This is a genomic window from Novosphingobium sp., from assembly GCF_030696665.1.
GTDB lineage: Bacteria > Pseudomonadota > Alphaproteobacteria > Sphingomonadales > Sphingomonadaceae > Novosphingobium.
In genome coordinates this window covers 186311-212276 of sequence record NZ_JAUYRV010000052.1, presented here as the reverse complement: position 1 = coordinate 212276, position 25966 = coordinate 186311, and the positions used below count along the sequence as shown (strand labels likewise).

General features: G+C 63.8%; 33 protein-coding genes. 18 read left to right on the top strand and 15 right to left on the bottom strand.

Annotated elements, in window-relative coordinates:
- Positions 1–17: 17 nt before the first annotated feature.
- From Q8R81_RS17465 to Q8R81_RS17455, 3 genes are read right to left on the bottom strand one after another with little or no spacing between them, the layout of a single operon-like run.
- Entirely contained in the window at positions 18–581 is a 564-nt protein-coding gene (locus Q8R81_RS17465) for an RNA polymerase sigma factor (RefSeq protein WP_305619794.1), read from the bottom strand.
- Between the two features lie 26 nt (positions 582–607).
- Positions 608–1012, bottom strand: coding sequence for a Spy/CpxP family protein refolding chaperone (locus Q8R81_RS17460; protein ID WP_371135395.1), 405 nt, complete (start codon positions 1010–1012; stop codon positions 608–610).
- 32 nt (positions 1013–1044) lie between these two features.
- Complete coding sequence (locus Q8R81_RS17455; protein ID WP_305619792.1) at positions 1045–1299, bottom strand: hypothetical protein; 255 nt, start codon at positions 1297–1299, stop codon at positions 1045–1047.
- Between the two features lie 299 nt (positions 1300–1598).
- On the opposite strand from Q8R81_RS17455, the gene copC reads away from it, so the two are divergent.
- The 4 genes from copC to fghA all read left to right on the top strand — a co-directional run bounded on the left by copC (position 1599) and on the right by fghA (position 4139).
- Positions 1599–1976 carry a copper homeostasis periplasmic binding protein CopC gene (gene copC, locus Q8R81_RS17450; protein WP_305619791.1) on the top strand — a complete coding sequence of 126 codons (378 nt, stop codon included), beginning with the start codon at positions 1599–1601 and terminating at the stop codon, positions 1974–1976.
- Between the two features lie 4 nt (positions 1977–1980).
- Positions 1981–2823, top strand: a complete 843-nt coding sequence (locus tag Q8R81_RS17445; RefSeq protein ID WP_305619790.1) for a CopD family protein — start codon at positions 1981–1983, stop codon at positions 2821–2823.
- Between the two features lie 96 nt (positions 2824–2919).
- Positions 2920–3291, top strand: coding sequence for a VOC family protein (locus Q8R81_RS17440; RefSeq protein ID WP_305619789.1), 372 nt, complete (start codon positions 2920–2922; stop codon positions 3289–3291).
- Positions 3291–4139, top strand: a complete 849-nt coding sequence (gene fghA, locus Q8R81_RS17435; protein WP_305619788.1) for an S-formylglutathione hydrolase — start codon at positions 3291–3293, stop codon at positions 4137–4139. Before Q8R81_RS17440 ends, fghA begins: the two co-directional genes overlap by 1 nt.
- Positions 4140–4371: 232 nt before the next feature.
- On the opposite strand, the gene nusB is transcribed toward fghA, so the two are convergent.
- The 3 genes from nusB to hisG are packed head-to-tail and all read right to left on the bottom strand — an operon-like array spanning position 4372 to position 6775.
- Positions 4372–4818, bottom strand: coding sequence for a transcription antitermination factor NusB (gene nusB, locus Q8R81_RS17430; RefSeq protein WP_305619787.1), 447 nt, complete (start codon positions 4816–4818; stop codon positions 4372–4374).
- Entirely contained in the window at positions 4815–6104 is a 1290-nt protein-coding gene (hisD, locus tag Q8R81_RS17425) for a histidinol dehydrogenase (protein WP_305619786.1), read from the bottom strand. Before hisD ends, nusB begins: the two co-directional genes overlap by 4 nt.
- Complete coding sequence (gene hisG, locus Q8R81_RS17420) at positions 6104–6775, bottom strand: ATP phosphoribosyltransferase (protein WP_292624889.1); 672 nt, start codon at positions 6773–6775, stop codon at positions 6104–6106. The genes hisD and hisG overlap by 1 nt, the downstream gene beginning before the upstream one ends.
- Before the next feature lie 42 nt (positions 6776–6817).
- Between hisG and Q8R81_RS17415 the strand changes: the two genes are divergently transcribed.
- Together Q8R81_RS17415 and Q8R81_RS17410 are read left to right on the top strand one after the other, a co-directional pair.
- Positions 6818–7888, top strand: a complete 1071-nt coding sequence (locus Q8R81_RS17415) for a DUF2332 domain-containing protein (RefSeq protein ID WP_305619785.1) — start codon at positions 6818–6820, stop codon at positions 7886–7888.
- Positions 7889–7919: 31 nt separating this feature from the next.
- Positions 7920–8654, top strand: a complete 735-nt coding sequence (locus Q8R81_RS17410) for an extensin family protein (protein WP_305619784.1) — start codon at positions 7920–7922, stop codon at positions 8652–8654.
- 3 nt (positions 8655–8657) lie between these two features.
- Here Q8R81_RS17410 and Q8R81_RS17405 read toward each other — a convergent pair whose 3' ends face one another.
- Both Q8R81_RS17405 and Q8R81_RS17400 read right to left on the bottom strand, forming a co-directional pair.
- Positions 8658–9545, bottom strand: coding sequence for an alpha/beta fold hydrolase (locus tag Q8R81_RS17405; RefSeq protein ID WP_305619783.1), 888 nt, complete (start codon positions 9543–9545; stop codon positions 8658–8660).
- A complete protein-coding gene (locus Q8R81_RS17400) occupies positions 9542–10360 on the bottom strand; it encodes an SDR family NAD(P)-dependent oxidoreductase (protein WP_305619782.1) in 819 nt (272 codons plus the stop codon). Before Q8R81_RS17400 ends, Q8R81_RS17405 begins: the two co-directional genes overlap by 4 nt.
- 283 nt (positions 10361–10643) lie before the next feature.
- Here Q8R81_RS17400 and Q8R81_RS17395 point away from each other — a divergent pair, with 283 nt between their 5' ends.
- A complete protein-coding gene (locus Q8R81_RS17395; protein WP_305619781.1) occupies positions 10644–10943 on the top strand; it encodes a DUF1778 domain-containing protein in 300 nt (99 codons plus the stop codon).
- Complete coding sequence (locus Q8R81_RS17390) at positions 10931–11446, top strand: GNAT family N-acetyltransferase (protein WP_305619780.1); 516 nt, start codon at positions 10931–10933, stop codon at positions 11444–11446. The genes Q8R81_RS17395 and Q8R81_RS17390 overlap by 13 nt, the downstream gene beginning before the upstream one ends.
- 245 nt (positions 11447–11691) lie before the next feature.
- Here Q8R81_RS17390 and Q8R81_RS17385 read toward each other — a convergent pair whose 3' ends face one another.
- The 3 genes from Q8R81_RS17385 to Q8R81_RS17375 are packed head-to-tail and all read right to left on the bottom strand — an operon-like array spanning position 11692 to position 13320.
- Complete coding sequence (locus tag Q8R81_RS17385; protein ID WP_305619779.1) at positions 11692–12597, bottom strand: pirin family protein; 906 nt, start codon at positions 12595–12597, stop codon at positions 11692–11694.
- Positions 12594–13040, bottom strand: a complete 447-nt coding sequence (locus tag Q8R81_RS17380; RefSeq protein WP_305619778.1) for an NUDIX hydrolase — start codon at positions 13038–13040, stop codon at positions 12594–12596. The genes Q8R81_RS17385 and Q8R81_RS17380 overlap by 4 nt, the downstream gene beginning before the upstream one ends.
- Before the next feature lie 7 nt (positions 13041–13047).
- On the bottom strand, positions 13048–13320 hold the full coding sequence (locus Q8R81_RS17375) for a BolA family transcriptional regulator (protein WP_305619777.1): 273 nt from the start codon (positions 13318–13320) through the stop codon (positions 13048–13050).
- A gap of 40 nt (positions 13321–13360) precedes the next feature.
- On the opposite strand from Q8R81_RS17375, the gene Q8R81_RS17370 reads away from it, so the two are divergent.
- The gene (locus Q8R81_RS17370) at positions 13361–13951 is read left to right on the top strand and encodes a J domain-containing protein (protein WP_305619776.1); all 591 of its coding nucleotides are present in this window, start codon (positions 13361–13363) and stop codon (positions 13949–13951) included.
- 167 nt (positions 13952–14118) lie between these two features.
- Positions 14119–15084, top strand: coding sequence for an adenylate/guanylate cyclase domain-containing protein (locus tag Q8R81_RS17365; RefSeq protein ID WP_305619775.1), 966 nt, complete (start codon positions 14119–14121; stop codon positions 15082–15084).
- A gap of 76 nt (positions 15085–15160) precedes the next feature.
- Here Q8R81_RS17365 and Q8R81_RS17360 read toward each other — a convergent pair whose 3' ends face one another.
- Positions 15161–16765, bottom strand: coding sequence for a phosphoenolpyruvate carboxykinase (locus Q8R81_RS17360; protein ID WP_305619774.1), 1605 nt, complete (start codon positions 16763–16765; stop codon positions 15161–15163).
- A gap of 268 nt (positions 16766–17033) precedes the next feature.
- On the opposite strand from Q8R81_RS17360, the gene Q8R81_RS17355 reads away from it, so the two are divergent.
- The 8 genes from Q8R81_RS17355 (at position 17034) to Q8R81_RS17320 (ending at position 22942) form a co-directional block, all read left to right on the top strand.
- Entirely contained in the window at positions 17034–17792 is a 759-nt protein-coding gene (locus Q8R81_RS17355) for a response regulator transcription factor (RefSeq protein ID WP_305619773.1), read from the top strand.
- Positions 17731–19365, top strand: a complete 1635-nt coding sequence (locus Q8R81_RS17350; protein ID WP_371135394.1) for an ATP-binding protein — start codon at positions 17731–17733, stop codon at positions 19363–19365. Before Q8R81_RS17355 ends, Q8R81_RS17350 begins: the two co-directional genes overlap by 62 nt.
- Entirely contained in the window at positions 19362–19787 is a 426-nt protein-coding gene (locus Q8R81_RS17345; protein WP_305619771.1) for an HPr kinase/phosphorylase, read from the top strand. The genes Q8R81_RS17350 and Q8R81_RS17345 overlap by 4 nt, the downstream gene beginning before the upstream one ends.
- A 63-nt stretch (positions 19788–19850) precedes the next feature.
- The gene (gene rapZ / locus Q8R81_RS17340) at positions 19851–20768 is read left to right on the top strand and encodes an RNase adapter RapZ (RefSeq protein WP_305619770.1); all 918 of its coding nucleotides are present in this window, start codon (positions 19851–19853) and stop codon (positions 20766–20768) included.
- A gap of 166 nt (positions 20769–20934) precedes the next feature.
- Positions 20935–21339, top strand: coding sequence for a PTS sugar transporter subunit IIA (locus Q8R81_RS17335; RefSeq protein ID WP_168853661.1), 405 nt, complete (start codon positions 20935–20937; stop codon positions 21337–21339).
- Between the two features lies 1 nt (position 21340).
- On the top strand, positions 21341–21637 hold the full coding sequence (locus Q8R81_RS17330) for an HPr family phosphocarrier protein (RefSeq protein ID WP_305619769.1): 297 nt from the start codon (positions 21341–21343) through the stop codon (positions 21635–21637).
- Between the two features lie 38 nt (positions 21638–21675).
- On the top strand, positions 21676–22479 hold the full coding sequence (locus tag Q8R81_RS17325; protein WP_305619768.1) for an RNA methyltransferase: 804 nt from the start codon (positions 21676–21678) through the stop codon (positions 22477–22479).
- A 58-nt stretch (positions 22480–22537) separates the two neighbouring features.
- Positions 22538–22942, top strand: coding sequence for an META domain-containing protein (locus tag Q8R81_RS17320; RefSeq protein ID WP_305619767.1), 405 nt, complete (start codon positions 22538–22540; stop codon positions 22940–22942).
- On the opposite strand, the gene Q8R81_RS17315 is transcribed toward Q8R81_RS17320, so the two are convergent.
- The 3 genes from Q8R81_RS17315 to def all read right to left on the bottom strand — a co-directional run bounded on the left by Q8R81_RS17315 (position 22943) and on the right by def (position 25888).
- A complete protein-coding gene (locus tag Q8R81_RS17315; RefSeq protein ID WP_305619766.1) occupies positions 22943–23722 on the bottom strand; it encodes a hypothetical protein in 780 nt (259 codons plus the stop codon).
- Between the two features lie 2 nt (positions 23723–23724).
- Positions 23725–25245 carry a DNA recombination protein RmuC gene (gene rmuC / locus Q8R81_RS17310; RefSeq protein ID WP_305619765.1) on the bottom strand — a complete coding sequence of 507 codons (1521 nt, stop codon included), beginning with the start codon at positions 25243–25245 and terminating at the stop codon, positions 23725–23727.
- A 76-nt stretch (positions 25246–25321) separates the two neighbouring features.
- Positions 25322–25888 carry a peptide deformylase gene (gene def, locus Q8R81_RS17305; protein WP_305619764.1) on the bottom strand — a complete coding sequence of 189 codons (567 nt, stop codon included), beginning with the start codon at positions 25886–25888 and terminating at the stop codon, positions 25322–25324.
- Positions 25889–25966 lie beyond the last annotated feature (78 nt).

Sequence of the window (25966 nt, the reverse complement as noted above, 5' to 3'; positions counted from 1 at the left end):
ATACGCAAGGATTGGCGCTATCCCTCAAGAATTGCGGACAATTTCTGCCGTGCGCGGTATATTCTTGTTTCCACGGCCTTTTCTGAAAGGCCCAGCACTTGTCCCGCCTCGGCCATGCTCATGCCTTCAAGGCGGCAGAGGATCAGCGGGTCTTTGAGATTAGCGGGCAGGGCGGCCACGGCAGCGGAAATGCGCGCCAGTTCACGCGCGGAAATCGCTGCGGATTCAGGGTCTTGGCCCTCATCCGCAACATGGATCGCCTCGTCCAGCGGCTTGGCCATGCGGAACAGGCGGCGCACCGCGCGCCGCCGCGCCCAATCGCGGCACTTGTTCAGCGCAATACGCACCAGCCACGCGCGAAAGGGGCGGTCGGGATCGAACCTGTTCAGCGAAGCGAAGGCAGAGATGAACGTCTCCTGGCAAACGTCCATCGCCTCGCCCTCATCGCCGGTGTGATGGCGGGCAATGCGGAACACGGCCTCGCGATGGCGCGCCATCAATTCGCTGTACGAAGGCTGGTGTTGCCCAAGCGCGCGCAGGACCAGATCGCGGTCAGTTGCGGGCGCTTTGGTGTCGTTCATATGCGTCTAGGTGCTGCTAGGTGCATCTAGGTGTTGTTCGGACTTGTCAGCGCGCGCGCTATTTCCCGGTCAAAAACTGCTTGTTGTGAAGGGGTTAGCACGCTTCTCATGGCAAACACGTGGGCCAGGGTCGCTTTCTGCAAATCCCCCATCGCCATGTGCGATGCATCGACCGCCGCGCTCACTTTCGGGCCGATTTTCTGCTCCGCCTCGATCGCGCGGGCAAGCGCCATGTTGGATTCCCGAAGCTGTGCGTCAAGCGCCGTGCGCGTGTTGGAAAAGTCCTCCTCCAACTGGTCGATTTTCGCTTGCTGCGCCGCCGTCAGGTCCAGCCGATCATGCATAAGCTGGTGCAATTCGCTGCCGTGCTTTGTGGGCAGAAGCCCGCGCGCAAAGTGGCTGGCGGCAAGGGCAATGGCGGCGGAAAGCACGGCCACCAGAACGTATCGCAGCGCAGGAGCCATCAGTCGGCCAGCAAGTGTGAGGGCGCGTCTTGCGGCACGCCGAACAGCGGCTCGGCCTGCGCCGGGGCCGAAGGGGCGACCGAACCAACAATGCCCACCACGGCAGCAGCAGCGACAGCCAGCACCATGCCGCGCCGCGCGGCGGCTTGCTCACGCCGCTGGGCAAGGCCTTGGAATACCTGGCTTTCCAGCGCGACAAGCGCAGGCGGGGTTTTTGCGGCGAGAGCGCCGAGAAGATCGTCGATGTCGGCCATCGCGGGCTTGGTCCTTAGGTTGCGGGCAAATGTATTACGCGCGTGATGCCGCAATCCCTCAAGGTTTTTTGTGCGCGCTGCCCACCCCGCTGCGACTAACTTCGCCTCCGGCTCGCTAAGTCTCGCGGCCCTCCCGCCTGCGGGAGGGCAAAAACAGCCGCTTGCACTCCCCTCCCCCCCTTCGACAGGCTCAGGATGAGCGGGAGGGGTTGGGGGTGGGCACTATTTCGCCCCAAGAGTGAGGGATCGGCCCACACTGTGCGTAAACCCGGCAAGATCCCAAGCCGAAAGGACTATCCATGCGCCGTCTCGCTCTCCTCGCCGCCCCGGTCCTTGCATTGCTCGCTCTGCCCGGCGCGGCCTTTGCGCATCCCAAGCTGGTTTCGGCCAGCCCGGCGGCGAACACGGCGGTGGCGAAGCCCACCAAGCTGACGCTGACGTTTTCGGAAAACCTTGTCGGCCCGCTTTCGGGCATCGAGCTGGTGATGACCGGGATGCCCGGCATGGCCAACCACGCGCCCATGCCGATCAAGGGGTTCAAAAGCGAGGCCAAGGGCAAGGTTCTGACCGTCACCCTGCCGCGCGCGCTGCCTGCCGGAACCTATAACCTGAAATGGCACGCGGTGGCAGGGGACCAGCACCGGATCGAAGGGCAGTACGCCTTCACCGTTCGCTAAGCCTTTGGAAACGGGGGCACTTATCGCGGCGCGGGCAGGGGCGTATGTTGCGCTGCTGCTGGTCGCCGGGCTGCCTTTGCAGGCGCTTGCCGCTGGCCGCGCGCTTTCTGGCCGGATGCGCGCCGCGCTCGTTGTTCTGGCGCTGATCGCCGGGGCGGCGTCGGTCTGGTGGGCGCTGGAAAGCGTGGCGGCGATGGCGGGTTTGCCGTTGGCCGACCTCGACCAGCCAACCGCCGAGGCGGTGCTGGCGGCAACGCCGCTGGGCGCGGTGATGGAATGGCGGCTGACCGCCCTGGCCTGCGTGGCGATGGCGGCGGTGGTGCCGCTGAAAGTGCTGCGGTTGCCGGTCATGGCGCTGGCGGGCGCGGTGGCGCTGTGCTCGATGGCTCTGACCGGCCATGCCGGGGCGAGTGAGTGGGCGCTGCATCGTTGGGCCGATGGGCTGCACCTGATTGCGGCGGCGCTGTGGATCGGGGCGCTGGTGACGTTTGTGGGCAATGCGCTGTTGCGCAAGGCTGATGTGCAGGCGCTGGCCCGCTTTGCACGGACCGGCAGCGTGGTGGTGGCGGTGCTGGTGCTGACCGGAGCGATCAACACGTTGGCAATCGCCGGTTTTCCGCCGGTTTGGCAGAGCCGGTGGATGGGCTTGCTCGGTGTGAAGATCGCGCTGTTCGCGCTGATGCTGGCGCTGGCGGCGGGCAATCGCTGGCGGATCGTGCCTGCGCTGGAGCGGGGCGAGGTGGGGGCGGAAGCGCGGCTGCGGCGTTCGTTGCTGCTGGAGCTGGCGGCGGGGCTGGGCGTGGTGCTTGTTGTTGCCGTGCTGGGCGTGCTTGATCCTGCCGCTTGAGTCCAAATGGCAACAAAGAATTCCCGCATGGACGCTTGACCGGACACGGCTTTCGCTTAGCTCTCTAACCACTGCAACCTGTTTGGGAGAGTGCGAATGTTCAGCCATGTGATGGTGGGCGCCGACGATATCGACGCTGCCAAGACGTTCTATGACGCCACGTTCAAGGCCTTTGGCGGCCCGGAAGCGATCACCGATCCCAAGGGGCGGCTGATCTATCAGCACAATGGCGGGCTGTTCATCGTAACCAAGCCGATTGACGGTGCGCCGGCTTGCGGTGCGAACGGTGGCACAATCGGTTTCCGCATGTCGCCCGAGCAAGCCAACGCCTGGCACGAGGCCGGCCTTGCCGCTGGCGGGATCGCTTGCGAAGATCCGCCGGGACCGCGTGAAGGTTCGCCCTATTACCTTGCCTATCTGCGCGATCCGGCTGGTAACAAGCTGTGTGCGTTGGACATTATCGCCTGATGACACTTGAAACGGTCTCGACAAGCAAGGCGCACGGCGGAACGCTGGGTGTCTACAAGCATGAGTCCGCGTCGACGGGGACGGGAATGACCTTTTCGGTCTTCCTGCCCCCACAGGCGGCGGACGCGGACGCCAAGTTGCCGGTGTTGGTCTATCTTTCAGGGCTGACCTGCACTCATGCCAATGTGACCGACAAGGGCGAATATCGCCGGGCATGTGCGGAACTGGGAATCGTGTTCGTTGCGCCCGATACGTCACCGCGCGGCGAGGGTGTGGCCGATGATCCTGACGCAGCCTATGATTTCGGGCTGGGCGCAGGGTTCTATGTCAACGCCACGCAGGAGCCATTCGCGCAGCATTACCGCATGTGGGATTACATTGCCGACGAATTGCCCGCACTGCTGGGGGCGAACTTCCCGGTCGATCTGGATCGCATGGGTATTACCGGCCATTCGATGGGCGGACACGGCGCGCTGACGCTGGGGCTGACCTACCCTGAGAAGTTCAAGTCGCTGTCGGCCTTTGCGCCGATTGTTGCGCCGGGGCAGGTGCCGTGGGGCCACAAGGCGCTGGGCGGCTATCTGGGCGATGACCGCGCGGCATGGCGGAAGCATGATGCGGTGGCGCTGCTCGAGGACGGCAAGCTGCCTGCGGGCGCGGTGCTGGTGGATCAGGGTGAAGCGGATGGTTTCCTTGCGGAACAACTGCGGCCAGAACTGCTGGATGCGGCGTGCAAGGCAGCGGGCGTTGACCTGACGCTGCGGTTGCAGCCGGGGTATGACCACAGCTACAATTTCATCTCGACGTTTATGGAAGACCATATCCGCTGGCATGCGGAGCGGTTGTAGATTTTCCTCGTCATTCCCGCGCAGGCGGGAATCCAGTGCCCTGAAGGCCGTCGCCATGCGACGACGTTTTTGCAGGCTGGACCCCCGCCTGCGCGGGGGTGACGAAAGTGAGAGGAGACGGGGTCCGCCAGCGGAACTGGTGGTGGAGGGGTACAAAGCCCCTCCGTCATTCGCTGGCGCGAATGCCACCTCCCCATTTGCGCTGCGCGAAAATGGGGAGGATTTTGGGTGGTTAGCGCACGTCCTTAGACACCGCATCCAGCACGCCGTTGACGAATTTGGCTTCACGCTCTTCAAAGAAGGCGTGGGCGACGTCGACATATTCAGTGATGACGGTGGCGATGGGCACGTCCTTGCGGGCCATCAGTTCGTAGCTGCCTGCGCGCAGGATTTGTAGCATGGTCTTGTCGAGGCGTGCGAGCGACCAGCCCTTGGCCAGCTTGGCCGAGAGCATCAGGTCAATCTCGTTGCGGCGGGCATCGACGCCCTTCACCAGATCGTCGAAGAAGGGAACGTCGGCCTTGAGGTATTCGACGTCCTCGATCTCTGCGCCCAGACGGTGCTGGTGGAATTCATCGAGCAGCAGGTGCAACTGGGTCTGCTCCATGTCGATCTGATAGAGCGCCTGCACGGCGGAGAGGCGCGACGCGGCGCGGGCTTTGCCGGAAATCTGGGTCATAGCCCGAGCCTCAATTCGATGGAGCGGGCGTGGGCGGCGAGGCCTTCAGCCTCGGCAAGGGCGATGGCGGCGGGGCCGACGGCGGCGAGCGCCGCGTCAGAGGCCGCGATAAAGCTGGTGCGTTTCATGAAATCCAGAACGGAAAGGCCCGAGGAGAAGCGCGCGCGGCGCCCGGTGGGCAGGACGTGGTTTGGCCCGGCGACGTAATCGCCGACGGCTTCGGGTGTCATGCGGCCAAGGAAGACCGACCCGGCGTGGCGGATGCGGTCAAACAGGCTTTGCGGATCGTCGGTGGCGATTTCCACGTGTTCGGCGGCCAGCGCATTGGCGAGAGCGGGAGCCTCGTCGAGCGAATCGACCACGATGATGACGCCGTGATTGTCCCAGCTGGCCTTGGCGACGCGCGCGGTGGGCAGGAGGGCGATTTCCACACCGATCATGTCCGCCACCTGATCGGCAAAGGCCGCATCATCGGTGATGAGGATGGATTGCGCGACGGGATCATGCTCGGCCTGGCTGAGCAGGTCTGCGGCGATCCACTGCGGATCGTTCTTGGCGTCGGCAATTACGAGAATTTCGGAAGGGCCAGCAACCATGTCTATGCCAACCACGCCGAACAGCTGGCGCTTGGCTTCTGCAACCCAAGCGTTGCCGGGGCCTGTGATGACATCGACAGGCTTGATGCGGGCGGTACCATAGGCAAGCGCGGCCACGGCCTGTGCGCCGCCGACGCGCCACACCTCGTCAGCGCCTGCAAGATGCGCGGCGGCAAGGACGAGGGGGTTGGCTTCGCCCTTGGGCGTGGGGGTGACGACGACGAGGCGTTCCACGCCCGCGACCTTGGCGGGGATGGCGTTCATCAGCAGCGAGGAGGGATAGGACGCGCGGCCACCGGGGACATAGAGGCCTGCGCCGTCCACTGCGGTCCACCGTGCGCCGAGGCGCATGCCGGTTTCGTCGGTGTAGTCGCGGTTCTCAGGCAATTGTGCGCGGTGGTAATCGCGGATGCGCTGGGCGGCGAGTTCGAGCGCGGCGCGCAGATCGGGCTTCAGCGCGTCGAAGGCTTCGCGGCAGTCTTCGGGGCTGATGCGCCAAGCGTCTTCGGCGGGGCTGTGGCCATCGAACTTGGCGGTGTATTCGGCCAAGGCTTCATCGCCGCGCAGGCGCACGTCTTCGATGATGGTCTGGACATCGCGGGCGACACCTTCGTCACTTTCGCGGCGGTCCTTCACCAGACGGGCGAAAGCGCGCGCGAAATCGGGATCGCTGGACTTGAGGCGGAGCATCAGGCGGCTTCCTTTTCCGCAACCAGTGCGCGGAAGGCATCGACCAGCGCGCCGAGGCGGGCGCTGTCGGTCTTGAGCGCGGCGCGGTTGACGATCAGACGGGCCGAGACGGGCAGGATCTGGCTGGTTTCGACCAACCCGTTTTCCTTCAGCGTGCGGCCGGTGGAGACGAGATCGACGATGCGGCTGGCGAGGCCCAACGACGGGGCAAGCTCCATCGCGCCGTTCAGCTTCACCACCTCTGCCTGCACGCCCAGCTTTTCGAAGTGGCGGCGGGTGAGGTTGGGATATTTGGTGGCGACGCGGGCGTGGCTTTCGCGGGCATTGGCGCCCGATTCGACCATCGCGACCGGCTCTGCCACCGACAGGCGGCAGTGGCCGATGTTGAGGTCTACGGGCGCGTAAAGATCAGCGTAGTCGAATTCGTCGATCACGTCAGACCCGACTACGCCAGCGTGCGCTGCGCCGTGGGCCACGAATGTTGCCACATCGAAGGCGCGGACGCGGATGATCTTTACATCGGGCCGGTTGGTGGCGAAGGACAGGGCGCGCGAGGCCTTGTTGAAGAAATCGGCCTCTGGCACGATACCGGCTTTCTCGAGCAGGGGCAGAGCCTCTTCGAGAATGCGGCCCTTGGGCAGGGCGAAGACGAGCGGTGCGGCGGTGGTCATAACCCGCCGCCCTTATGGCACAGCAGCGCAAAGGGCAACCGAATGAACCCGATCATGGAGATCGATGAGGTCGCAAAAGCCATCGAATGGCAGGCGGACCATGCCACGAACAACGGAGCGCCGTGCACGGGGCGGGTTGTGAGGGGGCAATTGGCGCTGCTGGACGGTGCGACTGAGGTTGGCAGGCGAATCGCTGCGTGGCCGGGCAAGCCGCTGGAAGATGCGCTGCCGCTGCGGCTGGCTGGCGGATTTCACCATCTGGTGCTGACGGGCGCGGATACGCGGCTGGGGGCGGTCTATCGCGGGGAAGTGACCGATCAGGCCGAGGTCGATGCGCTGGTGCTGGCGGTGACGCGCGAGCATGACGCGGCGCTGCTGCCGTGGCTCGACGGGCCGCCGCAGACCAATGAGGCGGGGCGATCAGCCTCGATCATGGCGGGGTTGCTGTGGCTGGCGCAGCGGTTGGGGCCAAGGTTCGAGCTGAACGAACTGGGCTCGAGCGCCGGCGTGAACACGATGATGGAGCGGTTCTGGTTCGACCTTGGCGGGACCAAGGTGGGGCCGGAGGGATCGCCCATGCGGATCGTGCCGGAATGGCGCGGGCCACCTCCGCCGGAGGGGGCGGTGGAGATTGTGGGCATACAAGGGTGTGATCGCGCGCCGGTGAATCTGGCCGATCCCGCACAGGCGCTGCGGCTGAAGTCCTATGTCTGGGCTGAGGTGACCGAGCGGATCCGGCGGATCGATGCGGCGATTGCGCTGGCGGGGCAAAAGGCACCCGATGTGGTGCAGATGGACGCGGCGGACTTTGTGGACGCGCGGCTGGCAGCGCCGCAGGAGGATGACACTACACGCGTGGTGTTCCATTCCATCGTCTGGCAATATCTGCCGCCCGAAACGCGCGCGCGGATCGAGGCCGCTATGGCGCAGGCGGGGGCGAAGGCCGATGCGCGGCGGCGGCTGGCGTGGGTGATGCTGGAGACGAACCGCGAGACGTTCCGGCATGAACTGATGGTGCGCTATTGGCCCGCCAAAGGGCAGACAGATGGTGCGGAACCAGCACTGCTGTGCGCTGCCCATGCACATGGGGCCTGGGTGGAGTGGTTCGGCTGAAACGAATTCAGCGCTGCCGGATTACCCCTTGATGCGTCGATCGATCATCCGCTCCATCGTGGGCTTGCTGTGCGCGGCGTCGGTGGGGGCGGCGGGCTATGTGTGGTTGAAGGACCACCCGGAGCATGATCCGTGGGCACCGCTGATGCTAGGCGATCCTCCGGGTTGGGCGAGCGGGGTGAAGGTGCAAGCGCTGCGCGGAGATCGGGCGGAATGCCGCGCCTTTCTGGATCGCAGCCTGATAGCGGCCGAGGCTTTGCCGCCTGCGGGCGAGGGGCAGTGTTTGCGCGATGACCGGCAAGTGCTGACAAGCGCAGCGCAGGCTGATGTGGCGCTGGCTCCGCGTGGGGCGCAGGCGACGTGTGCGGTGGATGCCGGGCTGGCGCTGTGGCTGCGGCATGGGGTGCAACCGGCAGCGCAGCGGCTTCTGGGGAGCCAGGTGGCGCGGATCGAGCATTTCGGCACGAACAATTGCCGGCGGATTGGGGGCGGTTCAGCGGGCAGTTGGAGCGAGCATGCGACGGGCAATGCTATCGATATTGCCGCTTTCGTGCTGGAAGATGGTCGGCGGATTGGCGTGTTGAAGGACTGGGGCGACGGAGGCGACGCCGATGAGGGCAAGAGGGCCGCATTCCTGCGCGCCGCCCGTGATGCGGCATGCGAGAGTTTCGCGACAGTGCTTTCGCCCGAATACAACGCCGCTCATGCCGACCACCTGCACCTCGATCAGGCGCAGCGGGCCGGGGGATGGGCGACGTGTCGGTGAAGTTCAGGCCAGAAAGCGATCCAGCGCGGCGTTGACTTTGTCGGGCGCTTCCCACGGGACGAAGTGGCCGCAATCGTGGACCGGCTCTACCGTCAGGTTGGTGACCAGCTTGTCCATGCCTTCGAGGTTGCAGGGGGGCAGGGCCATGTCGTCCATTGCCCAGATCACCAGCGTGGGGATTTGCAGCGGGGGCAGCGGGGCGTCCTGATAGCCTTCGGGCAGGGCGAAGGGCGCGTCCATTGGCGGCACGGCCATCGGGCTGGCGCGATACCAGTTGAGCATGGCGATGGCGGCATCGGGGTTGGACCAGTCCTGCATCAGGGCGTCGCGCTCTGCATCCTCCAGCGTGGGTGAGCGTTCCCAGTTCAGCGCCTTCATCAGCAAGGCGCCGAGGCCGTGTTCGCGCACCAGCGCATCGTTGGCGGTATCGCGGAAAGCGCGCATGTATTGGCTGGCGGCGCGCTGCTGCGGATCGGTCCAGAGCAGGCGGGGGAAGAGGACGGGGTGCGGCGCATTGGCGATCACCGCGCGCGTCACGCGCGTGCCTTGGCCGAGCAAAGCCACGCCCCATGCGAGCGCGCCGCCCCAATCGTGGCCGAGGATCGTGAACTGGCCGACGCCCAGCGCATCGGCGAGCTGGAAAATGTCGCCGACGAGTTTGTCGGGCGTGTAGTTCTCCACGCCCTCAGGCTTGGACGATCCGCGATAGCCGCGCTGGTCGGGCGCGATACAGCGGAAACGGGGGGAGAGGTGCGCGATCTGGTGGCGCCAGGTGCGGTGGCTTTCGGGGAAGCCGTGGAGGAAGATGAGGACGGGGGCGTCTTTCGGCCCGGCATCAAGCACATCAAGTTCTATGCCGCTGGCGAGTGTTACGCGTGTCAGGTCGGTCATTGGGTCGCTCCCTCTTCCATCTTCTGGGCATAGCCTGCCGCGACGACGGCGGCCATCTGATCGTGCAGGGCATCGGGCGTGCGGCGCAGTTCGCCGATCTGCTTTTCCATGCCCTCGGCCACGATGATCTCGCGTTCGTCATTGGCAATGCCATTGAGCATCTGGCGGACGGCGGCATCGGGATCGATGCCGTTCTCGATGGCCTTGTCGCTGGTGCCGCGCGCCGATCCATCGGCCATCAGCGCATTGCGCGAAACATTCGTGCGGATCGATCCCGGCGCGATCACGTGGACCTTCAGGCCCAGCCCGGCCACTTCGGCGCGCAGGGCATCGGCATAGCCGAACAGGCCGAACTTGGCCGCGCTATAGGCCGTGCGCATGGGCGAGCCGACTTTGCCCGCAACGCTGGAAACCATGACGATGCGGCCACGTTTGCGTGCGGCCATGCGGGGCAGCAGGGCCTGCGTCAGCGCGATGGGGGCGAGCAGATCGACCGCGACGATGCGGTCGTAAACTTCAAACGCGGTGTCCACGGCGAGCGAGCGTTGCGAGATGCCGGCGTTGTTGACCAGCATGTCGATGCCGCCGGAGTGTTGCCACGCCATATCGGCAGCGCGGGCGGCGGCGGGATAGTCGGTCGCCTCGAACGGCAGGACCAGCGCGTTGGCGCATTGCGCGGCCAGATCGTTCAGCGCGGCTTCGTTGCGCCCCGAAAGGATCAGCCGCGCGCCCTGCGCCGCCAAGGCCCGCGCCATCGCCGCGCCAATGCCGGATGACGCCCCGGTGATCCACACCGCCTGCCGTGCAAATACCATTCCCACGCTCTCCCTTGGGTGAGTCTTAACCGACCCATTAAGGACATGGTGTCAGGGATTGGCGGGGGAGGGAAGGGGGTGTTTGTGAAGGTGTGCAACGCAGCCTCCTGTTCCGTCGCCCCGAACTCGTTTAGCTGCGCTGGCTTGCGGTTCAGGGGCCATTTCTCCTCTCGTACGGACAGTGTTTGCTGAGGAATGGATGCTGAAACAAGTTCAGCATGACGGCGATGGGTTAGGGCAAGAGTGTATTGACATTGTGGATACGCAGGAGCATCTTTCCCGCATGGGTCATGTCAGTAATATCGTGCCGGGTAACACCGAGGCCAAAGGCAGCATCAATTTGCGCATCGATGCAGGCGTGCGGCAGTTGATTGACGAAGCGGCGGCGGTGCTGGGCAAGTCGCGCACCGAATTCATGGTGGAGAGCGCGCGGCGCGAGGCGATTGATGTGTTGCTGGACCAGCGGCTGTTTGCGCTTGACCCGGAACGGTTCGATGCCTTCGTGGACGCGCTCGACAATCCGCCCGCACCGGGGCCAAAGCTGCGCGCACTCATGCAGCGGGTGCCTGCGTGGGAGAAATAGAGGCGGGAAGCCCGCGCCTATCGTCGCCCGTTCCGCTCAATGCCGCCCACGATCTTTCCGCCTTCGATTGCGGCGATCCGGTGCTGAACGACTGGCTGCGCCATCGCGCGCTGAAGAACGAAAGCCGGTTTTCGCGGACGTATGTGGTGTGCCGGGGTAATTGCGTTGTCGCCTACTACTGCATCGCGGCAGGCGCGGTGGAGCGCATGGCGGCCCCCAGCAAGCTGCGCCGCAATGCGCCCGACAGCATTCCGGTTTCGGTGATCGGACGGCTGGCGGTGGACCGCACTTGTGCGGGGCAGGGCCTTGGCGCGGACATTCTGGCCGACGCCCTGCGGCGGATCGCTTTGGCTGTGCAGAGCATCGGCATAGCGGCTGTGCTGGTGCAGGCGAAGGACGAGGCGGCGAAGCGGTTCTATCTGCGCTGTGCGGAGTTTGTGGAGTGTCCGGGGGAGAGTCGGACTTTGTATTTGCCGGTAGGGGTGATGGTAAGGGCTGCTTAGTACTGGCGACTGAACTATGCTGGCGATGGCCAGATAAACTTAAGCAGTCCGCATCTCAACTCGTGTCGCGGCTTCCCTGTCACCGGTCTAGTGATAATCTCATGCATGGAGGACCGTGGTGTATGAGTATTCTGAACTTCGTCAATCAGGATCAGTTGCACGATTTGGATGATGACATTCCGTTCTGAAGAGCGAAGTCGCTTTGTTCTACGCTGCTGCAGAACGATTTGAGACGCCTTTGTTCATCAAGGATAACTCACCGTAGTCGCCACCTTCGGCAGTGGGATGAACTCTACCTCATCCCCCGGCACCGTGGGAAACCGCCCTGCCTGCCAGTCTTCCTTCGCCTGATTGATCCGCGCCCTGCTGGAGCTGACGAAGTTCCACCAGACGTGGCGTTTGGTGGGGAAGGCTTCGCCGCCCATCAGCATCACGCGGCCGCCGGTTTCGGATTGCAGTTTCAGGACTGCTCCGGGGGCGAGGACGACGAGGTCGTAGAGCGCAAGGGCGTGGCCGGCGATGCTGGCTTGGCCGCCTACGAGCATGACGGCGCGTTCGTCGGCTTCGGCGTCGATGGGGAGCGCGCCGCCGGCGGCTAGGACTATGTCGGCGTAGATGGTGGCGGCGTGTTGGGTTGTCGGCGCGGTCTTGCCCCAGAGGGTGCCCATGATGACGGTGGCGGTGGCGCAGACGTCTTCGACTACTGGCAGCTTGGTGATCTGTTCGAAGGCGGGGGCGATTTCCTCCTTGCCATCGGGCAGGGCGAGCCAGGTTTGCATGCCGTAGAGGTGGGGGCCGCCGGGGCGTTCGGTTTCGGGCGAGCGTTCGGAATGGACGATGCCGCTGCCTGCGGTCATCAGGTTGACCTGTCCTGGGCGGATGGTGGCGAAGGAGCCGAGGCTGTCGCGGTGGTCGATCGCACCTTCGAACAGCCAGGTGACGGTGGCGAGGTTAATGTGCGGGTGGGGGCGCACGTCCATTGCGGTGCCTGCGGGCAAGTGCGCGGGGCCGAACTGGTCGACGAAGATGAATGGGCCGACCATCGTGCGCTGGCGCGATGGGATGGCGCGGCGGACTTCGAACGCGCCGAGATCGTGGGCGACGGGGGTGATGGTCTGGATGATTGGGCCAATATCGCTGGAAACGCTCATCGTGTCGCCTCAAGATCGAGCAGGTCGAGGATGTTCACAGGGAACACCGGTTCATGCCAGTTTGCCAGATCGGCGCGGGTGAACCAACGGAATTCCTTGATCATTTCGCGCTCTGTCTGCGTGTGGCCGCTGGTGTCTGGCGTGAAGTTTTGGGTACTGACGCGGAAGAACCGTTCGTCTGCGGTGACGGGTTCGCCTGCCAGCGTTGTGAAATCATCGGCGCAGCGGGCGACTTCAGGGCCGCAGGTTTCGACACGCAGGCCGGTTTCCTCGAACAGTTCGCGTGTGGCGGCGGCGGGGAAATCCTCGCCGGGGTCACACTCGCCGCCGACGCCGCACCAGAACGGAGGCCGGTCTGTGGCGACGTAGCTGATGAGCAGCAGGCGGTCATGCTCGTCCATCAGCAGGATGCGCGCCGCGCGGCGGATGCGGCGCTCACTCACAGGGGCATCATTCACCCGGCGCTGTGGCCTTGATCGCCAGAGCGTGGACGCGCTGGCCGGGGAGGTCGCCCAGCGCCTTGTTGACCATGCGCTGGCGGTTGACGCGCGACTGGCCGGTGAAGGTGGGGCTTTCGATCTCTACGGTGAAGTGCGATTCGCCGGTGCCATCATCGCCCATGTGGCCTGCGTGGCTGGCACTGTCGTTGATAACGGCAAGGCGGGTGGGGGTGAGGGCTTCGGTCAGAAGCCGTTCGATTTCCTGTGCGATTGGTCCGGTCATGGCTTTTCTTCTAGCGGCTTCATCGCCATGTGGAAGCCGCATGACGACCGATAAATTTCACGGCAGGATTCAGGGCACCGGGCAGCTTTGCAATGCGCCCGGCTGCGACGAGGCAGGCGAATTCCGCGCGCCGGGCGTGCGTAGGCCGGGGTTCGATGGGCCGGGGGATTATCGCTGGTTCTGCCTTGAACACGTGCGGCAGTTCAATTCGGGCTATGATTTCTTTGCCGGGATGACGCCTGAGGAGATTCTGAAGGCGCAATCGCCACTTTCAGGGTGGGAGCGGGAGACGCGGGCGTTCCGGCCTGATGCGGGAATCGATTCGCCACCGCGCTGGGCCGATTTCGACGATCCGCTTGAGGCGATTGCGCAACGGGCGCGGGCGCGGCGCGACGATCACTTGCGCGCGGCGGAGGCAGCGAGGCGAGGGATAAGCCCTGACGAACGCAAGGCTTTTGATACGCTGGCGCTGGGTTATGATGCAGACCGGCGCAAGTTGCGAGGGCGCTATTCCGAGCTTGTGCGCAAGTATCATCCCGACCGAAACGGCGGGGATCGTGGGTATGAAGGGCGGCTGCAGGAAGTTGTCGAGGCCTACAATCTGTTGAAAGCGAGCGCGATCTTCGCCTGAAAGTGGCAGAAAACGGGACTTGTCTGCGCAAATGCCTGTATGCAGACTTGCAGAAACGCCCCTGTCCTGCCATCCCGGATTGACACAAAAATGGTAAAGGCGTGCCATACGGCACATTCCAAGCCTTGCGGGATCGTTACAAACTATGTCGATCTGCGGAGGGGGCTGTGGCGACCGACGATTGCGATACGTACCTGCGCATGGATGCCGGTGGCTCCTTGCGCGAGATCCCGGTAGCCCGGCTGGGCATTTGCGGCTTTGGCCGCGCGCCTTCCAACACGGTGGTGTTGGAGGATAGTCTTGCGTCGCGTGAACACGCCATGATCCGCCGCAACGCCAGCGGCCACTGCACCCTGAACGACCTTGGCAGCACCAATGGCACCTGGCTGAACGGCCGACCGGTGCAGGCCCCGACCCAGCTGAAATCGGGCGACCGTATCCAGATTGGCCGCCAGACGTTCGAATTCGTGCAGGAAGCAGCGCCAGTAGAATTGCCCGACCCGATGGCGGGGCGCACGCAGTTCTTCATGGACCAGCAACTGGTCAGCGCCGTGGTGATAGACATTCGGGGCTTTACCCAGTTGTCCGCAGCAATGGGCGAACGGGCGATTGCGGCGATGATGGCCGATATCAACCGCGAGGCGGGGCAATTGCTTGATGCGGCGGGTGCGTGGTCGGTCAAGTTCATCGGCGATGCAATCATGGCAATCTGGCTGCACCCGGCCAATGCGCTGTCGCGGCGCGATGTGGTGACCGTGCTGGACGTGATCAGCGGCTATCAGGAGATTTTCCGACTGGCCGAGAAGAAGCACAAGCCGCCCGCGCTGCTGCGCTTTGGCTGCGGATACAATGCGGGGACGGCGTCGGTCGGCAATATCGGCAGTGGCGCGGCGGCAGACTTTACCGCGATGGGCGAGGCTGTGAACACAGCGTTCCGGCTGGAAACGGCGACCAAGGAATGCGGCTGCGACATCCTCGTTTCGGCCGATGTGTTCGGCGCGCTGGGCGATGTGCGGTTTCAGCCGCACACGATGCTTGATGTGGAATTGAAGGGGTACGAACGCCCGGTTGCCGCGCTGCCGATGAACTTTGGCGGTGTGGGGCAGTTTCTTCAGGCGTTTCTGGCGGCCTGAATTGATGCAAGCCTGACCTGAAACGAAACGAGGCCCCGCGAAGGGGCCTCGAAACGTTTGGCGATAGTGGTGGTGATCAGGCGGTTACAGGAGCCGCATCGCGCACCGACTGGTCAACGTGTTCAGCAAACTGGTGGAAGTTGTCGACGAACTTGCGGACCAGTTCCTGTGCGGTCTTGTCGTATTCCTCACCATCGGCCCATGCACCGCGGGGATCGAGCAGCTTTGTATCAACACCAGCCACTTCGACCGGAACTTCGAAGCCGAAGTTGGGGTCTTTCTTGAAGGTGGCGTTGTTCAGGCTGCCGTCGAGCGCAGCATTGAGCAGGGCGCGGGTGGCCTTGATCGGCATGCGCTTGATGCCTTCCTGCGTGGCCTTGCCGCCCGACCAGCCGGTGTTGACCAGCCAGCACTTCACGCCGCCCTTGGCGATGCGCTCTTTCAGCAGATTGCCATAGACCGAAGGGTGGCGCGGCATGAACGGTGCGCCAAAGCAGGTGGAGAAGGTGGCTTCCGGCTCGGTCACGCCGATTTCGGTGCCGGCAACGCGCGCGGTGTAGCCGGACAGGAAGTGATACATCGCCTGATCAGGCGTGAGGCGCGCGATGGGAGGCAGAACGCCGTAAGCATCGGCGGTGAGGAAGATGAGGTTCGCCGGGACCGGGCCGAGGTTCTTTTCCGAGCAGTTCGGGATGAAATCGATCGGGTAGGAGCCACGGCTGTTTTCGGCCAGCGAGTTGTCATCCAGATCAATCGTGCGGGTGACGGGATCGATCACCACGTTTTCCAGCACGGTGCCGAATCGCTTGGTCGTGGCGAAGATTTCCGGCTCAGCCTCGGCCGAAAGGCGGATCATCTTGGCGTAGCAGCCGCCTTCGAAGTTGAACACGGCGGTATCGGACCAGCCATGTTCATCGTCACCGATGAGCGTGCGTGACGCGTCAGCGGAAAGCGTGGTCTTGCCGGTGCCCGAAAGGCCGAAGAACACGGCGGTCTTGCCATCTGCGCCAACATTCGCCGAGCAGTGCATGGGCATGACGCCCTTCACCGGCAGCAGGTAGTTGAGGATGCCAAAGACCGACTTCTTCATTTCACCCGCATAGGCGGTGCCGCCAATCAGGATCAGTTTTTCGGTGAAGTTGACCGCAACCACGGTTTCGCTGCGGCAGCCGTGGCGGGCTGGATCGGCGCGGAAGCTGGGCAGATCGATGATCGTGTATTCAGGTGCGAACGAGGCGAGTTCATCCGTGGTCGGGCGGACCAGCAGGGTGCGGATGAACAGGTTGTGCCATGCAAATTCGTTGACCACGCGCACGTTGACACGGTGTTCGGGCTGCGAGCCACCGAACAGATCGGCCACGTAAAGGCGGTCCTTGGTGGCGAGGGCGGCGATGAAATCGGCCTTCAGCGCAGCGAAATGCTCAGGCGTCATCGCGACGTTGGTCTTGCCCCACCACACGGTGTTTTCGGTTTCTGCGTCGCGGACGATGAACTTGTCCTTGGCGCTACGGCCAGTGTGCTTGCCAGTTTCGACGACCAGAGGCCCATCGACGCAAAGCAGGCCTTCTGCATTGCGCACGGCATGTTCGACCAGAGGCGCAGTGCCGAGGTTTGCGAACAGCTCTGCCGGTTCAGGATAACCCTGGCTGGCGAGGGACACGTTCAGGCTGGTATCGGACACTTCTGGCCTCCCGTTGGTGGCGCCGAAAGCGGAATGGTGCCGCCCGGCGCAAGGCTACGTACAAGACCGCATTCGCATGGGTGCGAATACGAATGCACTGATTCTTGATCTGCGCATAGTCACCTGCCTTTGCTGCGTCAAATGACACGCGACAACGAAGTTTTTTGCGCAGCAAGTTGCGCGTCATGCAACTGTGAAAATGCTGCATTGCGGCGCATTTTACCGGGAAGTTGCAAGGCGCGCGCCCTGCCGGTAGACGCTATTGGCAATGGCCAGCCAGCTTCCTGCCCGTGCCGATGCACCCGATGCTCCGCGCACAATTGCGCTGGTCGATGATGACCGCAATATCCTGACAACGGTGTCGATAGCCTTGCAGACCGAAGGCTTTGCAACGCGGCTTTACAACGATGGTGATACCGCGCTGAAGGCGCTGCTGGACAATCCGCCGGATCTTGCCGTTTGCGATATCAAGATGCCGCGCATGGATGGCCTCGAATTGCTGCGCCGCTTGCGCGAAAAAAGCGACTTGCCGGTGATTTTCCTGACCAGCAAGGATGACGAGGCTGACGAGGCGCTGGGCCTTTCGATGGGCGCGGATGATTATATCGCCAAGCCGTTCAGCCACCGGTTGCTGGTGGCGCGGATCAAGGCGATCCTGCGCCGCAGTGACATTGTGCGACGCGAAGCGGAGGCGGAAGAGTCTCAAGACGCAGAGCCTTTGCCCGATCCGATCCGGCGCGGGCGGCTGGTGATGGACCCGGCGCGCCATGCGGTGACATGGGATGATGCGGCGGTTTCGTTGACCGTCACCGAGTTCCTGATCCTTGAAGCGTTGGCCATGCGGCCCGGGGTGGTCAAGACGCGCAACGCATTGATGGACGCCGCCTATCACGATGATGTGTTCGTCGATGATCGGACGATCGATAGCCATATCAAGCGCCTGCGCCGCAAATTCCGGGCCGTTGATGGCAGCTTTGGTGCGATCGAGACGCTGTACGGCGCAGGCTACAGCTTTGCCGACGAATGAATTGAACCCCCGACACGGAACACGCGGGCGGCGGTTGCGCAATCTTTGGCGGATTCGCGGCGTGTCGCTCACCACGCGTATCCTGTTCGTCAATGTCATCGCGCTGGCACTGCTGGCGGGTGGGTTCTTCTATCTCGACAGCTATCGCAAACAGTTGATCGAAGAGCGGTTCAAGTTGGCGCGCGCCGAAGTGGAGATTGCCGCCGATGGCCTGATCGGGATGGACATGGAACAGCGCAAAGCCCTGCTGGCGCGGATTGGCACCGAGCAAGTGTTGCGGTTGCGCCTTTATGATGGCGAGAGCCAGTTGCTGGCGGACAGCTTTCTGGAAGCGTCGCCTTCATTCAAGCTGATCGATCCCGAAAGCGAGCCGTGGTATCAGCAGGCCGCGCGTTGGCTGGACCGGGGGGTGGACTTCATCGTGAACGCGCCGACGATTGAGCGCTACAGCGATACCGCCGAACGTCCGGCGGGTAGCTGGCCCGAGATACAGGCTGCGCGCGCATCCGGGCGGACCGAGGTCTATCTTCGCTACGCACCCGATCGCACGCCAGTTATCACTGCAGCGACCCCGGTGGGCGACAAGCGCGAAGTACTGCTGTCCCTGCGCAACGCGCTGGACGTGACGCAGGCAGTGCGCGATGCGCGCCAGACGCTGGTGATTATCATTGGGCTGGCGCTGCTGCTGTCGGTGCAACTCTCGCTCTATCTGGCGCGGACCATCGTCCAGCCGTTGCGTGCGCTGGTGCGGGCGGCAGTGCGGGTCCGGCTGGGGCGTGAGCGCGAGGTGGTGGTGCCGCGCCTGCCGGACCGTGGGGATGAAATCGGCCTGCTCGCCCGTGCGGTGTCGGACATGACCACCGCGCTGCGCCAGCGCATCGACGCGGTGGAGACCTTTGCCGCCGATGTTGCGCACGAACTAAAGAACCCGCTGGCTTCGCTTTCCAGCGCGCTGGAGACGATGGAGCGGGTGGAAGACCCCGCGCTGCGCCGCCAGCTGGCCGACATTGCCGCACATGATGTGCAGCGGATCGACCGGCTGATCACCGAGATTGCCGATGCCAGCCGGATCGATGCCGAACTGAGCCGCGCGACCTTCATGGCCGTCGATCTTGCCGCGCTGGCTTCACAAGTGGTCGGCGCGCGCGATGTACGGACGCGCGGCTCCATCCCCATCCGCCTGCGCCGCGAGGGTGGCGACACCGTGGTGCCCGGCGATGCCGCGCGGCTGGAGCGCGTGCTGGAAAACCTGCTCGACAACGCCGTGTCCTTTTCGCCTGCTGGCGGCACAGTTGAAGTGGTGGTGTGGGGTGATGGCGATGCTGCGCATGTCGCGGTGTCTGACAGCGGCCCGGGCATTCCCGAGGGTGAGCGCCGGAAAGTGTTCGAGCGGTTCCATTCGGTGCGCCCCACCGAGGAAGCCTTTGGCGCACACAGCGGCCTTGGCCTTGCCATCGCGCGCACCATAGCCGAGGCGCATGACGGCACGCTGACTATCGGTGACAGGCCGGATGGCAAGCCCGGCGCATGGCTGGTGCTGAGCGTGCCGCTCGAAGCGGAGGACGGTGAATGAGCCGCGCGCTGCAATTTGGGTGTGTGGCGATCGGCGGGCGCGGCGTCCTGATCGAAGGTGCGCCCGGGGCTGGCAAATCGAGCCTTGCTTTGGCGTTGATCGATCGCGGGGCCACGCTGGTGGGCGATGATGGCGTAATGCTTGACGTGCAAGCGGGAAGACTCATCGCCGCGCCGCATCCGCAGATCGCTGGCAAGCTGGAAGTCCGCAATGTGGGCCTGATCGACTTTCCGGTTTCTCCACCTGTGCCGGTTGCGCTGGTGCTGCGGCTGGATGCAGCAGCGCCCCGTTTCATTGCAGAAGCCGGGCGCATCACGGTTGAAGGCGTGGATCTGCCGCTGGTGGAGCTTTGGCCACACAGCCCGGTGCTGGCCTTGCGGGCCGAGATTGCGCTGAACGTCCACGGGTTACCGATTTCCTGATTGGGGACAGGCCGATATTGCGGACTTTCCAAGTGAGGCGCTAGCGCGCATGGCTAGGGAACGATGACGGACGACTCTTCACCGCAGCGCATACTGCTTGTCACTGGCCTGCTGGGCGCGGGCAAGACGACCGCGCTGCGCACGCTTGAAGATATTGGCTGGGAAGCGATCGACAATTTCCCGATACGCCTGCTGGACCGCCTGCTTGAAACTGAGCCGGGGTCTGCCCGGATGGAATCGAGCGGGCCAATGGCCATCGGCTTTGATACGCGCACGCGCGGCTTCGATCCGGCGCGGACCATTGATCTGGTCAAGAAGCTGTCGCAGCGCAAGGATTTGCAGGTCACCACACTGTTCCTCGATTGCGCCGGGGCCGAACTTGAGCGCCGCTACAACGAGACGCGCCGCCGCCATCCGATGAGCGAGGACAAGCCCGCCGCCACCGGGATCATGGCCGAGCGTGAACTGCTCGAACCGCTGCGCCGCTGGGCCGATGTGGTGATCACCACCACCAGCTTCACCAGCAACGATCTGCAGGCAGCGATTCGCGCGCAATTCGGGGCCGAAACGCCATCGCAGCCGACGCTGACGATCAGCAGTTTCGGCTTTTCGCGGGGGACACCGCCACTGGCCGATCTGGTTTTCGACATGCGCTTTCTGGCCAATCCGCACTGGGTCGATGTGCTGCGCCCGCAGACCGGACAGGACGCTGCGGTGGGTAACTATATCCGCCAAGATCCCGCATTTTCCGAGGCGTTTGAACGCATTCGCGATCTTCTTCTGCTGTTGCTTCCGCGCTATCAGGAACAAGGCAAGGCCTATGTCCACGTGGCTTTCGGCTGCACCGGGGGGAAGCACCGTTCGGTGTTCATGGCAGAGCAGATCGCTTCCGCCTTGCGCGCGGCGGGATTTTCACCCACATTGCTGCATCGCAACCTCGCGTCGCGGGCGGCAGATCTGCTTGAAGGTCAAAAACTTTGACGCAGGCTGCCCGTAGAGCGCGAGGGAAAAGACGTATGGGTGGGGCAGCACTGGAAGCCATGTATTTCAATTCCCAGTCGTCTTGCGCGTCCCGCATTTTCGCCAAGCTTGCGTTCATCGCACACACGGCAGAATGCCCGGCTGCACTTCGGAGCCTGCCCCTTTCATGATCGGTCTTATCCTGGTTACCCACGGCGCGCTCGCCGACGAATTCATCCACGCGATGGAGCATGTCGTCGGCCGACAAAGCGATGTCATCGGCGTGTGCATCGGCCCCAACGATGACATGGAAAAACGCCGCAAGGAAATTGCCGACGCGATCAAACGTGTCGACAGCGGAGAGGGTGTGATCATCCTGACCGACCTGTTTGGCGGCACGCCGTCGAACCTTGCGATCTCATTGATGCAGGCGGGCCGGGTCGAAGTGATTGCTGGAATCAATCTGCCCATGCTGATCCGCCTTGCCAAGGCGCGCGGCTGCATGGGCGTAAAGGAAGCGACTGCGGCGGCACGCGATGCCGGACGCAATTACATAACGATCGCTTCCGAATTTCTCGGACAGGATGCATGAGATGTCGGATCAGGGCTATGTCACCCGCGAAACGGTAACGATCGTCAACCAGCGCGGCCTGCATGCCCGTGCCAGTGCCAAGTTTGTGAACGCGGTGGCCAAGCTGCCTGCCGGGTTTGACGTTACGGTGGCCAAGGACGGCACTGATGCCGCCGGCGGGTCCATCCTCGGGTTGATGATGCTGGGCGCCGCCAAGGGCGATACGGTGGACGTTGCAGTTGCCGGGCCTGAAGGCGAGGCGGACGCGATCCTGATGAAGCTGACCGGGCTGATCAAGGACGGCTTCGGCGAAGACTAGCAGTTGCCGCAGCGCGCTGACTCGCGCATTGGGGCACGATGACGCGCAAGATCATCACTGGATATTCCAATCCCACGGTAAAATTCGTCCGCAGCTTGCGGGAAAAGAAGCACCGGCGGCGCGAACGCAAGTTCCTCGCTGAGGGTTTGCGCCTGCTCACCGATGCGCGCGAAGGCGGGCGGCTGCCGGAAATCCTGCTGATGGCGCAGGGGCGCGAAGGGCATCCGTTGCTCGATGACCTTGAAGCGGCAGTGGATGCCGCAGGCGGCGAAGTGATTGAACTGCCGCTGGATATTCTGTCAAAAGTTACCGGCAAGGAGAACCCGCAGGCGGTTGCCGGGGTATTTGCTGAATGGGACACCTCGATCCAGCTGATTGACCGCAGCACAGCGCCGATCTGGCTGGTGGCACATGCGCTGCGCGATCCGGGCAATCTTGGCACGATGCTGCGCACTGCCGATGCGGTGGGTGCAGGCGGGCTGATCCTGATTGATGATTGCGTCGATCCGTTCTCGGTAGAGGCAGTGCGGGCCAGCATGGGCGCGATCTTTACCGAGCAGTTGGCGCAGGCGCGTTGGGATGAATTTCACGCATGGTTGCGCGAAGGCCAAGGGCAACTGGTGGCGGCCAGCCTGCGTGAAGCGTCGCCCTATCGCGAGGCGGCCTATACCGCCCCGTGCTTCGTGATGGTCGGCAACGAATCGCGTGGGCTGCCCGAGGACTATGAGATGGCCTGCGATTTGCGCGTGACCATGCCGATGAAGGGGCGGGCGGACAGCCTGAATGCTGCGGTGGCAGGCGCTGTGCTGGCGTACGAAGTGCTGGCAAAGCTCGAAGTCTGAACACCCACGTACTGTCCGGTTAATCCTTCGCTCAGTCGCATGGGCGTATGGACTAGGCATGCGCTTGGCTCTCGCCTCGATTCTTGTCCCCGCTGCACTCCTCAGCAGCTGTGCGGCTGCGCCTTCGGGAACCACGGCCCTTTCCGGCACGCGTTGGACAATCGTACGCATCGACGGAGCCCCGCCGGTTGCGCCGGAAAAGGCGACGATGCGCTTCGATGACGTGCGCGTGGGCGCGAACGTTGGCTGCAACGGCATCGGCGGCGACTATCGCGTCGAAGGTGGGCGGCTGCTTGCTGGTCCGCTGATGGCGACCCGCATGTACTGCGAAGGGCCGGTCTGGCAGCAGGAAGAGGCGGTTAACGCGCTGCTTTCCGCCGCGCCGGAAATGCAGCGCAGTGGCAAGACCATGAGACTGGTTTCGGGCGGACACGCGCTCGATCTTGAACTTGCCGCAAACTGATCAATCGCCAGCGATGAACGCGGTGATCCGCCACGTTCCGTCCTGCGGTTCAGCAATCAGGCGATAATCGAGCAGGCTGCGCAGCTTTGCCGTTTCGATCCAGCCCTTCTGGCCGTTGTCGAGCGTGACGCGCGTAGCTTTGGCCTTAGGGTCGAACGTCATCGGATCGATGCTGACAATGAACCATCCGGCAGGGCTGATGTCCTTGCCGCCGGGCTTTTCGCGCAGCGGCGTTTCTTCGCCCAGCACCAGCACGGCCGTGCCGCTGTCGATGGATTCGGGCGCGTTCCAGAACACCCAGGGCATCGCGGCGAGGCCCGCTTCCACAGCGCAGCCCAATGGCATGATCGCAGAAAGCTCCTGCCACAGCCCGCGTTCGGGATCGGCAAGACGCTTTTTCAACTCGTCGGAGCCGCTGCCCCCACCATAATCGAGCGCGATGTCGGGTGCTGCCAGCGCGGCCAGAGCATCGGCGTCGCGGGCGCGGACCGCGGTGGTGAGCGCTTTGCGGAAGGCGGCCCATCCCGGTTTTGCCGAACAATCATCACGCGGCGCGTAACGCACACCGGCAAGGGCGACAGGCTCGTCCGGCAAAGCGGCAGCAGAGGTGCTGGCAGCAGGATCTGGCAGCGGGGCAAGACTTGGCGCTGGATCTGCCGGGCCAGTGGCGACCGCTGATGGCTTCACGTCCACTTCTGTGGCTACCGGATTAGGCTCGCTGTTGCACCCCGCCAGCGCCATCGCGGCGGCCAAAGTGACGATGCAAGTCCGATGCCCCACGTTCATTCCGCCGCCACGTCTCCTTCATCGTTGGCAACTGCTGCCAGTGCCGCCGGTTCCGCATCGGCATAGCGCGGTGCGGCTTCGACCAGCGGCACTTCTTCTAACTCACGCTTGCCGATTTCGATATGCTTGTCTTTCAGGCGACGCCCGGCTGACAGCACATTGCGTTCAAAGCTGCCGACGAACTTGTTGTAATTGCTGACCGCACTGTCCAGCCCGTTGCCCACGCGCTTGAGGTGTTCGGCGGCCACGGCGAGACGATCATACAATTCACCGCCCATTTTGCCGATTTCGCGGGCCTCGCGGGCCAAGCCATCCTGCCGCCAGACCTGCGCCACGGTGCGCGCAATGGCGACGAGATTGGTGGGGCTGGCGAGCAGCACGCGCCGTTCGAAAGCGAAGTCCCACAGGCCCGGATCACGTTCCAGCGCAGCAGCGATGAAGTGCTCACCCGGCACGAACATCAGCACGTAGTCCGGCGCTTCCTCGAACTGCGATTGGTAGGATTTGGCTCCCAGCGTCTGGATGTGGTTGCGCATCGACTGGACGTGGGCGTTCAGCGCGATCTTGCGGGTATCGTCATCCTCGGCCTCGAACGCATCCTGATAGGCGTTGAGCGAGACCTTGGCGTCGATCACCAGCAGCTTGTTGCCCGGCACGCGCACGATGGCATCGGGGCGCAGGCGGCCTTCGTCGGTATCGACCGAATGTTCGGTGACGAAATCAGTGTGTTCGGCAAGGCCGCATTGTTCCAGCACATTGCGCAGCTGCAACTCGCCCCAGCGCCCGCGCGTTTTGGGGCCGTTGCGCAGGGAGTTGCCAAGCTGCGCCGCAGCGGCGCGCACGGCTTCCTGACCATCGCGCATCGACTGGATCAGGCCGGTCAGATTGCCGAAGGCGTCAACGCGCTCTTTCTCCAGCTTGCCGACCTGCTCTTCATAGCTGCGTAGGCGCTGATCGACCGGGGCGAGCAGCGATTTCAGCCGCTCCGCGCTGGTCTTCTCGCTTTCCTCAAACCGCGATTGCGCGCGGGCGAGGAACGTCTCCTGCGCCTTTTCCAGCACTTTGTTGCCGGCGTTCTCGAACTCCTTGCGCAGCGCTTCCTGCGCCGCAATCAGCAGGCGTTTCTGTTCGGCAAAGTTTTCGGCATCGGCCTTCATCCGCTCGACCGCCGTGCGGAAGCTGTCGCGTTCGTCGCGAATGCGGACGAGTTCGGCGCGCACCACTTCTGCATCGGCGGCGCTCTGGCGGGCGGCAGCCAGCGCCGGGGCCAGTTCATCGCGGTGGCGGCGCACGTCCTGCAATTCGGCAAGGCCTGCTTCCAGCGCCTTGGCCCGTTCGCTCATCGCCGCAAGGTCCACCGTCATCGCCTTGACCGTGCCTTCGTGCGCCTTGGCTTCGGCATCGCGGCTGTCGGCCCGTGCGCGCCATTCGGCCACAGGGCGCGAGCCAAGGAACCAGCCAACCGCAAGGCCAGCCAGAAGGACAAGGATCACGACGAGAATCAGAACGGGGTCCACGCTTGCTCCAGTATAGAACGAAGCATGAACCTAACTTAGGTCACTACCGATGGCAACTGGCCTGTCCCGACTATCCTCAAGCGTATTTGCGCAGCTTTTCCAGCTTCTTGAGCGCAATACCACGCTTCAGGCGCGAGAGGTGGTCGATGAACAGGATGCCTTCGAGGTGGTCCATCTCGTGCTGCAGGCACGTGGCCATCAGGTCGTCCATCTCTTCTTCGTGGACCTTGCCATCCAGATCCTGCCAGCGCGCGCGGATGCGGGCGGGGCGTTCGACCTCGGCATAGATCTCGGGCACCGAAAGGCAGCCTTCCTGATAGAGGCGCAGATCCTCCGACGGATCGAGAATTTCGGGATTGATGAACACGCGCGGTTCGCGCTTGGTGGGGGTGTGGTGATGGTGGTGGCCATCGTGATCGCACGCCACCGGCTCTGCATCCGGGTCGTCAGGCTGCAGGTCGATCACCAGCACGCGCAGCGGCACGCCCACCTGAATGGCGGCAAGGCCAATGCCAGGGGCATCGTACATCGTCTCGAACATGTCGGACACGAGCGTGCGCAGTTCGTCATCGAACTTTTCGACGGGGACGGAGACCTGCTTCAGGCGCTGGTCGGGGACTTCTAGGATTTCGAGAATGGCCATTGGGCGCAGATAGGGAATGCGGAGCGGAGTCGCAAGGCTGTCACGCAGCGGGCCATGCGCCCCCGCGCAGGCGGGGGC

What these genes read in the sequence shown, in the direction of transcription:
- Q8R81_RS17465 (WP_305619794.1), bottom strand. Translation starts at nt 581, where the DNA reads ATGAACGACACCAAAGCGCCCGCAACTGACCGCGATCTGGTCCTGCGC.
- Q8R81_RS17455 (WP_305619792.1), bottom strand. Translation starts at nt 1,299, where the DNA reads ATGGCCGACATCGACGATCTTCTCGGCGCTCTCGCCGCAAAAACCCCG.
- copC (WP_305619791.1), top strand. Translation starts at nt 1,599, where the DNA reads ATGCGCCGTCTCGCTCTCCTCGCCGCCCCGGTCCTTGCATTGCTCGCT.
- Q8R81_RS17440 (WP_305619789.1), top strand. Translation starts at nt 2,920, where the DNA reads ATGTTCAGCCATGTGATGGTGGGCGCCGACGATATCGACGCTGCCAAG.
- fghA (WP_305619788.1), top strand. Translation starts at nt 3,291, where the DNA reads ATGACACTTGAAACGGTCTCGACAAGCAAGGCGCACGGCGGAACGCTG.
- nusB (WP_305619787.1), bottom strand. Translation starts at nt 4,818, where the DNA reads ATGACCCAGATTTCCGGCAAAGCCCGCGCCGCGTCGCGCCTCTCCGCC.
- hisD (WP_305619786.1), bottom strand. Translation starts at nt 6,104, where the DNA reads ATGCTCCGCCTCAAGTCCAGCGATCCCGATTTCGCGCGCGCTTTCGCC.
- hisG (WP_292624889.1), bottom strand. Translation starts at nt 6,775, where the DNA reads ATGACCACCGCCGCACCGCTCGTCTTCGCCCTGCCCAAGGGCCGCATT.
- Q8R81_RS17415 (WP_305619785.1), top strand. Translation starts at nt 6,818, where the DNA reads ATGAACCCGATCATGGAGATCGATGAGGTCGCAAAAGCCATCGAATGG.
- Q8R81_RS17410 (WP_305619784.1), top strand. Translation starts at nt 7,920, where the DNA reads ATGCGTCGATCGATCATCCGCTCCATCGTGGGCTTGCTGTGCGCGGCG.
- Q8R81_RS17405 (WP_305619783.1), bottom strand. Translation starts at nt 9,545, where the DNA reads ATGACCGACCTGACACGCGTAACACTCGCCAGCGGCATAGAACTTGAT.
- Q8R81_RS17400 (WP_305619782.1), bottom strand. Translation starts at nt 10,360, where the DNA reads ATGGTATTTGCACGGCAGGCGGTGTGGATCACCGGGGCGTCATCCGGC.
- Q8R81_RS17395 (WP_305619781.1), top strand. Translation starts at nt 10,644, where the DNA reads ATGGGTCATGTCAGTAATATCGTGCCGGGTAACACCGAGGCCAAAGGC.
- Q8R81_RS17385 (WP_305619779.1), bottom strand. Translation starts at nt 12,597, where the DNA reads ATGAGCGTTTCCAGCGATATTGGCCCAATCATCCAGACCATCACCCCC.
- Q8R81_RS17375 (WP_305619777.1), bottom strand. Translation starts at nt 13,320, where the DNA reads ATGACCGGACCAATCGCACAGGAAATCGAACGGCTTCTGACCGAAGCC.
- Q8R81_RS17370 (WP_305619776.1), top strand. Translation starts at nt 13,361, where the DNA reads ATGACGACCGATAAATTTCACGGCAGGATTCAGGGCACCGGGCAGCTT.
- Q8R81_RS17355 (WP_305619773.1), top strand. Translation starts at nt 17,034, where the DNA reads ATGGCCAGCCAGCTTCCTGCCCGTGCCGATGCACCCGATGCTCCGCGC.
- Q8R81_RS17350 (WP_371135394.1), top strand. Translation starts at nt 17,731, where the DNA reads ATGGCAGCTTTGGTGCGATCGAGACGCTGTACGGCGCAGGCTACAGCT.
- Q8R81_RS17345 (WP_305619771.1), top strand. Translation starts at nt 19,362, where the DNA reads ATGAGCCGCGCGCTGCAATTTGGGTGTGTGGCGATCGGCGGGCGCGGC.
- rapZ (WP_305619770.1), top strand. Translation starts at nt 19,851, where the DNA reads ATGACGGACGACTCTTCACCGCAGCGCATACTGCTTGTCACTGGCCTG.
- Q8R81_RS17335 (WP_168853661.1), top strand. Translation starts at nt 20,935, where the DNA reads ATGATCGGTCTTATCCTGGTTACCCACGGCGCGCTCGCCGACGAATTC.
- Q8R81_RS17330 (WP_305619769.1), top strand. Translation starts at nt 21,341, where the DNA reads ATGTCGGATCAGGGCTATGTCACCCGCGAAACGGTAACGATCGTCAAC.
- Q8R81_RS17325 (WP_305619768.1), top strand. Translation starts at nt 21,676, where the DNA reads ATGACGCGCAAGATCATCACTGGATATTCCAATCCCACGGTAAAATTC.
- Q8R81_RS17320 (WP_305619767.1), top strand. Translation starts at nt 22,538, where the DNA reads ATGCGCTTGGCTCTCGCCTCGATTCTTGTCCCCGCTGCACTCCTCAGC.
- def (WP_305619764.1), bottom strand. Translation starts at nt 25,888, where the DNA reads ATGGCCATTCTCGAAATCCTAGAAGTCCCCGACCAGCGCCTGAAGCAG.